The 7,864-nt window shown below is 65.9% G+C and carries 9 protein-coding genes and 1 tRNA gene; 5 read left to right on the top strand and 5 right to left on the bottom strand.

Going from position 1 to position 7,864, the window contains the following annotated elements:
- On the top strand, positions 1-995 hold a 995-nt coding region (locus tag E3T37_RS16640), incomplete at its 5' end, for a hypothetical protein (RefSeq protein ID WP_166806054.1).
- 270 nt (positions 996-1,265) lie between these two features.
- Here E3T37_RS16640 and E3T37_RS01310 read toward each other — a convergent pair.
- Both E3T37_RS01310 and E3T37_RS01305 read right to left on the bottom strand, forming a co-directional pair.
- A complete protein-coding gene (locus tag E3T37_RS01310) occupies positions 1,266-1,736 on the bottom strand; it encodes a hypothetical protein (RefSeq protein ID WP_134365053.1) in 471 nt (156 codons plus the stop codon).
- Positions 1,737-1,811: 75 nt separating this feature from the next.
- Positions 1,812-2,189 (bottom strand): hypothetical protein, encoded by a 378-nt coding sequence (locus tag E3T37_RS01305; protein WP_134365052.1) that lies wholly within the window; start codon positions 2,187-2,189, stop codon positions 1,812-1,814.
- 284 nt (positions 2,190-2,473) lie between these two features.
- Between E3T37_RS01305 and E3T37_RS01300 the strand changes: the two genes are divergently transcribed.
- The 3 genes from E3T37_RS01300 (at position 2,474) to E3T37_RS01290 (ending at position 4,707) form a co-directional block, all read left to right on the top strand.
- Positions 2,474-3,007, top strand: coding sequence for a hypothetical protein (locus E3T37_RS01300; RefSeq protein ID WP_134365051.1), 534 nt, complete (start codon positions 2,474-2,476; stop codon positions 3,005-3,007).
- A gap of 197 nt (positions 3,008-3,204) precedes the next feature.
- Positions 3,205-3,486, top strand: coding sequence for an AlpA family transcriptional regulator (locus E3T37_RS01295; protein ID WP_134365050.1), 282 nt, complete (start codon positions 3,205-3,207; stop codon positions 3,484-3,486).
- Between the two features lie 123 nt (positions 3,487-3,609).
- The gene (locus E3T37_RS01290) at positions 3,610-4,707 is read left to right on the top strand and encodes a site-specific integrase (protein ID WP_198415928.1); all 1,098 of its coding nucleotides are present in this window, start codon (positions 3,610-3,612) and stop codon (positions 4,705-4,707) included.
- 66 nt (positions 4,708-4,773) lie between these two features.
- On the opposite strand, the gene E3T37_RS01285 is transcribed toward E3T37_RS01290, so the two are convergent.
- Positions 4,774-4,850, bottom strand: a tRNA-Pro gene (locus E3T37_RS01285).
- A gap of 442 nt (positions 4,851-5,292) precedes the next feature.
- Between E3T37_RS01285 and E3T37_RS17090 the strand changes: the two genes are divergently transcribed.
- Entirely contained in the window at positions 5,293-5,670 is a 378-nt protein-coding gene (locus E3T37_RS17090; RefSeq protein WP_198415926.1) for a GNAT family N-acetyltransferase, read from the top strand.
- Here E3T37_RS17090 and E3T37_RS01275 read toward each other — a convergent pair.
- Both E3T37_RS01275 and E3T37_RS17745 read right to left on the bottom strand, forming a co-directional pair.
- On the bottom strand, positions 5,667-7,364 hold the full coding sequence (locus E3T37_RS01275; RefSeq protein ID WP_134365048.1) for a chitinase: 1,698 nt from the start codon (positions 7,362-7,364) through the stop codon (positions 5,667-5,669). The two genes, E3T37_RS17090 and E3T37_RS01275, sit on opposite strands and share 4 nt — an antisense overlap.
- Positions 7,361-7,846, bottom strand: coding sequence for a hypothetical protein (locus E3T37_RS17745; RefSeq protein WP_370292146.1), 486 nt, complete (start codon positions 7,844-7,846; stop codon positions 7,361-7,363). The genes E3T37_RS01275 and E3T37_RS17745 overlap by 4 nt, the downstream gene beginning before the upstream one ends.
- Positions 7,847-7,864 lie beyond the last annotated feature (18 nt).

Raw genomic sequence — 7,864 nt, 5'->3', positions numbered from 1 at the left:
GGCGCGGGGCGCGGCGGCGCGGGGCGCGGCGGCGCGGGGCGCGGGCACTGTGCCATGCTGGCCGAATAAATGATTGGGGGCTCTCATTGGTGCGTGGCCACGGCGACGAAGACATTTTCGCTCGAGCGCAGCGTGATCCGGCCTTCCTGTCGGCGGTGCGGGTCGCCTATTCAGGTGACCAGCACGTGCTCAACGCTCTCTGGTGGGCGGCACACCCCGCGGACGCAGCACCGGATGGCACACCGTCCCCGGCCAACCAGCTGCGCGACCTTCAGAAGCGCGTTTTCTCTGCGAACGGCGACTCCGTTGGCGATCCACAGGCCACCCTCGCCCTGCGGGAGCTGCAGGCCACAGTTGCCGCCGACCGTGCCGCGATTGCCATCGCGGTCAGGTCGGCAGAATCCGGGGCCGTCACCCAGCCGGCCCGCTCCCCCGGCCCACCGGCGGCACCGAGTGTGGCTGGTCCCCGGACAGTGCACGAGGTGAGTTCCAAGGGTTCGTTCCAACAGCTTGTTGAGGAGCCACTCGACGAGACCGCGCTGCCCGGCGGGAGACGCAGCCGCGACGCCCTCCTGATTCTCGGCATCCTTATCGCACTTGGTGTCGGTTTCGTCGTCGGCACTCAAACGGATGCCTCGCTCGTCACCGCATCGCCTCCCGCCGCCACTGTGACCGTGGAGGAAACGTGCGCGCAGGTGAGTGACGTTTTCACATTTATGCACATTGTGCACGGTTCGCTCCTCGCAGAGCCCTCATTGCAGCAGGAGTTCGAAGGGGCCGCCCGGCTCGTCGCGCGACTGACGGCCCAAGTGGACACCGTGCCCGGCTCCGCGGTGGCCGACCAGGTGGAGGCCTTGAAGGACCTGTTGCCGTCGGCGGCCAACGAGCCAATCGATCCGCTGTCGCCAGAGTGGGGTCAAGCCCTGACCGGTGTCAGCGCGGCCTGCGGTGCTGCCGGGTTCGACATCAGCGTGGACGCCTGGACGGGCGGCTAGACAAACTACCCGGCAAGACCCCTGAGGATACGCGACCACGGTGACGCCACTCCCCCGGGACCTCGGAACCTCGGCGAATTGGCGCCGAATCTGCTGCCGTGGACGCCCGACTTATGGGCGATCTGGCACCCCCCTGATGAATCGCAACGATGCAGAAGTGTCCGGTCCTCGTCGACCCAGTCCAGCCCGCATCCGGAGCCACACCTGCTTGCCGCCCGTTACTGCTGCTGCCGGAGAGCAACCTGCTACACCCGCGCAATCGCTTGTGATTTAGGGCCGGATATCCAGAGTGATCGGTTCAGCTTCCATGGGTCCGCCACAGAGCTCCGAGCCGCCGACGCGTTTCCATTCAAAGATCACATCGCGCTCCGCGAGCACCTCACCGTTTGATGCGATGGCACGAACCGTTGCCCGGTCAGGAACGTCGAGCATAAATGACGTAGTCCAGGTATCGCCGTCGACCTGGGTCACGTTGGCATCCGTCACGTCTGCGGTGGGAACCGGTGTGGGTTCATTCGGGTTCTCGAGCCCCTTCAAGCGCTCTACCGTCCCGTCTTGACAAGGGCTGCCGTCGCAGAGCAGCTCAATGGTCTTAACGTCGCCAGTGTCGCCCGTCAGCTCAACTGACACTTTGCTTGCCCAAGCAACCGCAAGACAATCATCGCCGCCATCGATAGAACAACCAGCCATCGATGTGCTCAGCGCGAGGATCGCTAACAGGCGGACGCGGGTGCGTATCATTTCGCGAGTGTATCGAGCGCTGCGGGAATCCAGTTCACCTCGTTACTGAATCGTCACGGCCGATTGTCTTACCGCTTAGTGGCATTTCACTTTGGTGATTTTCACGTCAGTCGCGGCATCCTCGTGGATTGGCAAGGTTGCAATGGCTTTGTCGCCTTTGGCGAGAGAACCAGTGAACCCGTTACTGAATCCGACTACGACACCAGACTCGTCCATGGTGTCTGCCCTGACGTACACGCCGCTGGAGCAAGAATCGTATGCGTAGATCTCAATCTGGCTGCATCTGCCTTGTCCGCACTGTTCTTCGTCGACGAAGCGCGTCGCAACGCCGTCGCCGCGATCTTTGAAGCCCTCGGGGAGTTCTGGCGGGCTGAGAGTAGGAGTGCCCGTGCTGTCGGGCCCCGGTTCAGCAAAACCCGAACAGCCGGTCAAGAGCAACAGTGACGCGGCCACCGCGAAAAGGCCTATCGAGCAGCGATTCATCTGGTTCCCCCCAGGTCGATTGGTGTCGACACTACTAGCGCCTCACACCGGCCCACATCCCCAGGATCACGACTTGGTGACGATGGGCTCGACAGTACAGACCACGTGGGAGGCTCGGCGTACCAGACCTCGAATCCCAGTAGTCATGAGGGGGATGCCGGCGGTTTCGCTCTTCGCGACGCATCCGCAGTTCCCGGACGACTCGTTCACGCAGGGTCGCCGTCCGGATGAAAACGCTAAAAAGCTGTTGTCCAATGACATTCAACGAAGAGGATGAAATGGGTGCCGCAACGTCGACACGAAAACGGTTGATGGGTCTCGGCGCTGCGTTTCTTTTGACCCTGGCATTGCCCGGCTGCTCCGTTGTCTATGTGTGCCCGGCAATGGCGTGGAGCAACACCGTAGAGGTCAAGCTCGAAGGCCAAACAGAAGACGTCAGCGTCGTGGAGTTGTGTGCAGACTGCGTGTGTTCGGTACCCGCACCGGTCCTGCAGCAGTCAGACGACCCCGTCGGCCTTGAAACCCTCGATCCCCAGCAACTCGAGACTTTTACGCCAGAGCCTTCAGTAACTCGAATCCCCTATTTCGCTACCAAGATCGATGACAGCACCTGGAATATCTCGATGGAAATGGCAGCGCCGGACAAAGCGGTCCTGCGTGCCCTCTCGGAAAGCGGAGAGGTCCTCGCTGAGCGGGACGTTTCACTCAATTGGGTTCGCGTGGGCGGCACACAACGATGCGGCGGACCTGCCGAGGCCGGCCCAATCAGCCTCACCATTCCAGCCTGAAGGCGCTAACGTCACCCAAGTCAGGAGGGCGCCCGCAGAGGGTTCCCCTTGCGGGCACAACGATCCGTGCGGCTTCGCACGCGGCACCGCAATAAAAACTGGCTCCGCCTTCCTACAGTTTCAAGGCCAAGCTGGTGGCTGCTGCGCACCTTCAGCACGAGGGCAAACCCTTTCTCGCTACGGCAAAGGAGCACACGATGAACATGACGATCGACGCCACCATGGGGGGCGCCATCCTCACGATCGACCAGGCGGCGGCCTACCTCTCGATCCCGAAGGCGACCCTGTACACCTGGCGGACTCGACGAACGGGATTTGGCCCGCCAGCCGTGAAGCTTGGCGGATGCTTACGCTACCGTCGCTCTGACCTGGACGCCTGGGTCGCCGATCATGTCGAGAGCTTCGACGACCTCCCGGGCGGCCGCGAGGACGGAGCAGCAGGAGGCGTCTCCCTGTCCCGTGCTAGTCGGCCGCGCTGACAGGGCGACGAGATGGGACGCGGACGCCCACCGACATCGTTGGGCACCTGGGGAACGATCCGAACGACGCGAGTTCGCGAGGGTGTCTACCGCGCACGCACCCGGATCCGAGACAAGGACGGCGTGGCCCGAGAAGTCACAGCCACCGGCACGACCGTCGCGGCCGCGGAACGTGCCCTGCGCGAGAAACTGGTGGACCGCGCAACACCGACGCAACAGGCGATCACTGCCGCCACGACGATCGCCACGCTCGCCACGCTGTGGCTCAAGTACCTGCGCGATGAGGGCCGCATCGAGGGCACAACGATCAACGAGTACGAACGTGTACTCACCAAGGTCGTCATACCCGAATTCGGCGGACTGCGCCTTCGGGAAGTGACAACAAGTCGACTGGATCTGTTTCTGGTCCGGCTCCGGGCGACCAGCATCAGCCGTCAGCGCAAGACAAAGGTGGTGTTGGGCGCGATGCTGGGTTTGGCGGTTCGCCACGACGCGCTCGCCGTGAACCCCGTCCAGCAGACTTCACGCATTCACCGCGAGAGGTCTGAGCCCCGGTCGTTGAGCCTCGAGGACCTCAGCGCGGTGCGCAAAGCGCTCGGTGCGTGGACGGCTGAGCGACGGCCTGGACCGAAGGCGTCCGGCGACATGGCCGACATCATCGACCTCATGCTTGCGACCGGAGCGCGGATCGGCGAGATCCTCGCCCTGCGCTGGGAGGACATTGCCCTCGATGCCCTACGGCCCAACCTCACCATCAACGGCACGATCAAGACGGAGCCGGGCAAAGGCACATACCGAAAGGCCCGCCCGAAGTCGGACTCCAGCGTGAGAACAGTTGCGCTCCCGGACTTTGCCATCATCATGCTCAAGCGCCGGCGTACGGCATCGCCCGTGAACCCGATCGACGCGGTGTTCTCGACACGGAACGGCACTTGGCAGCAGGTCAACAACGTCGAGCGGCGCTGGCGGCAGATCCGTCAGGACACTGGACTCGACTGGGTCACGCCCCACACGTTCCGAAAGACCGTGGCCACTCTCATCTCCGAACGTGTCAACGCCGAGACCGCCGCCCACCAGCTCGGCCACTCCTCCCCCGCGATCACCCGCGAGTTCTACATTTCCAAACCGGCGATCGCCGCCGACGTTGCGCGCATTCTCGAGGAACTGGCTAGAGCCAATCCGGCAGCCACCGCGAATACTTCGCGAATAAGTAGGGAATAGCGGCTACGGGTTCAAATGCCAAACCGGCCCTGACTTCACGTTTCCGCAGATCAGAGCCGGTTCAATTGGTCGGGCTGACAGGATTTGAACCTGCGACCCCTTGACCCCCAGTCAAGTGCGCTACCAAGCTGCGCCACAGCCCGCCGCTCCTGCGCGATTTCAACGAGTGGAATCAACAGGAGACAACTCGAATAGCTTACCGCGTCCGCGGAGTGCTCGCGGACACCATCCGTCGTTTGAGCACGGGATCTGCAGACGGGTGGCCTGAACGTGCGGCGCCAGCGTCACGCGGGGGCTGCGCGGCGAATCCGCAGCCGTGGGCGTAGCGTGACCCCATGACTGCTGACGCCCAGTTCAGGATCGAATCCGTCGCATCCGTGCCGTGGGTGGACCTGGAGCGAGTGTTAGGCACCCGCGGAGACCCGGCGGGGTGCTGGTGCCAGTACTTCAAGCTGCAGGGCAAGGCATGGGCGGAGGTCACAACCGACGCGTGCGCCGGGATGCTGCGGGAACAGGTGCGGGCGAGCTCCCCCGGGCCCGGCGTGGTGGCGTATCTCGACGAAGAAGCGGTGGGATGGTGCGCTGTTGAGCCGAAGACCGCGTACCCGCGGCTTCGCCACGAAGGTGGTCGTTCAGGGCAGCAGGCACGAAGCGGACGACGCATCCGTGTGGGCGGTGACGTTCTTCGTGGTGCGGGTGGGGTATCGGCGCCGCGGGGTCGCGGCCGCACTGCTCCGCGCGGCTGTCGAGCAGGCTCGCAGCCAGGGCGCCCGGGTGATCGAGGGGTACCCGGTGGACGTCACCCGGCGGCCGGGGGCGCCGTCGGCGGAGCTGTATCACGGCACGCAGACGCTGTTCACGGCAGCCGGATTCGCGGTGGTGTCACGGCCGACGGAGGACCGCTCGGTGATGGAACTGGTGCTGCAGGGCCGAGCGGCCGCCTCGAGTCAACCGAAGACCTAGCCGGCCGGTGTCGGCGCGGGCGTCGGAGCATTCGTCGTCGCCGCGGGTGCAGGAACGACGGGTGCAGGAGCGAGCGGCGCAGGCACGACCGGCGCCGGCGGCGGGGTCGCCAGGAGGGCGGCCACCTCGGCTGCGCTGAGCGGGGTCCACGGGGAACCGTCGGGGTTCGAGAAGGCCGCCTCGGGGCTTTCGGCCTGGTTCCACCACTTGGCCTCGAAGGGCGCTCCACCCAGCAGGATCCGGTCGCCCTTCTGGTAGGTGGCGGCGCCGTCCCAGCTCGGGTAGGTGCCGGCCGGCAGGGAGGGCGCCTGGATCGGCTTCTCCCCCGGCAGCACCGGGCCGATCAACGTCCACGGCGTCTCCCACGCGTTCAGAACGGGGTTGTCGGGCAGGTCGCCGCGCGTCCACCACTTGGCCTGGTACACGTTGCGGTGCCAGACGATCTTGGTTTCGGACAGGTAGGAGGCCTCCGCGGCCCAGATCGGGTACGGGCTGGTCTCCGGGTCGTCGGTGAGGTCACCGATCTTGTCGGTCTCGTCTGTGGTCGTGGTCGACGCGGATGCCTCCGGCCGCCCCGTGAACCCCTTGGCGAGCAGATCGGCGAAGCGGGTCTCGCCCTGGCTGACGCCGCTGCAGGAGTCGGACACCCGTTTGAGGTCGGCGTAGTTCGAGCCGCAGGTCTGGTCGCGGTTCAGCGACCACATCGACATGCGCCCGATTTTGTTCTCCTGCGCGAACCTGCTCAGCCTGGTGGCGTCCTTGAGGCTGAAGACCTCGCTCGGCACGTCGTTCTGGCCGATCATCGGGGTGGCGCCGATCTTCGACCACAGGGTGGCGTCGGTGAGGTCGGTGCCGGCTCGCGCGTACAGGGCGCCTAGCTGCCGGTGGCCGGCCTTGAGGGCGGCGATCGACGCGGTGGCCATGCTGTCGCCCTCGGCGCGGCTCGAGCCGTAGTCCATCGTCATCAGGTTGACGCCGGCCAGATCCACCCCGGCGTTCAGCATCTGGCTGACGGCATCCGTGCCCTGCTCCGTCATTCCGGCGGGCGCGACCGGCAGGGTGAGCCAGACGGCGAGGTCCTTGCCGTCTTTGCGGCGCTGCTCCTGCAGGGTCTTGATCGCGGTGGCGCGGCGGAGGCCGGCGGCGGTGTCGCTGAGGTTCTCGGCCTCGATGTCGAGGTCGATGGTGGTCACCTGGTAGCGGTCGACCACGGCCGCGTAGGCGTCGACCAGGTTGCCCGGGTCGGTGCACACGGTCGAGAGTTCGTCGTTGCGCAGCCCGCCGAATGAGACCACGACCTGGCCGCCGAGCTTCTCGGTGCGGGCCAGCCGGCGGTCGAGGTCGAGGGATTCCGAGGCCTCGTCGAGGGTGAACGCGGTGCCCCAGGTCGGCACGCAGGGCGCGTCGGTGGCCGCCACGATGAAGGACAGCACCACGTCACGGCCGGCATTCGACGCCGGGGTCTCGAAGTTGAAGGTGGGCGTGGCCGTGACATCCGTGTAGCCGGCGAACCAGGGCGTGTACGCCTCGGATGCCCGGGCGGCGGTCCACATCTGCACGCCGAGGTAGCCGCCCACGCTGAGCACGCCCACCAGCAGCATCGAGAGCAGGACCCGCACCGGGGACAGCCGGCGCGAGGCCCGGGGCGGGTCGGCCTGCACCGCGTCGGCCTGCACCGGCACCGCCTCACTCATGAGGCGACCCGCACGTTCTGCAGGGAATGCCGGTGCACGGATGCCCCGTCCACGCCCGCAGGCACCGCACCCGGCGCGTAGCCGTGATAGATCACCGCGCGCCAGTCCAGCGCCGGTTCCGGCTGCCCGCCGGCGGTACCCGGCGAGGCGGCGCGGGGCTTACGTTCCACGCAGAGCCAGCGGGTGCAGCCGAGCCAGACGTCGACGACGGAGTTCCAGAGACCGATGGTCGCGAGGATCGCCGCACCGGCCAGCAGCAGGTTGAACGCCGCGAAGGCCGCGTTGCCCCAGTTCTGGGCGAGCACGTCACGCCACAGGGTCAGGCCGGAGAACGCGACGATCAGGTAGGGCGTCAGCACGAACAGGAGCGGCGCGGCGGTGCGGTTCTTCACCTTGAGCGTGCGGGCGAAGGGGATCTTCTTGATCGTGATCGCCTGCTCGAGGGACTTCAGCACCCCGGCCAGGTTCACCGGCAGCAGCACCAGGTTGAAGCCATAGAT

The sequence above is a fragment of the Cryobacterium sp. TMT2-10 genome (genome assembly GCF_004403075.1).
In the GTDB taxonomy this organism is placed as follows: Bacteria; Actinomycetota; Actinomycetes; order Actinomycetales; family Microbacteriaceae; genus Cryobacterium; species Cryobacterium shii.
The sequence above is the reverse complement of the archived record's forward strand: the minus strand, read 5'-3'. Positions and strand labels throughout refer to the sequence as shown.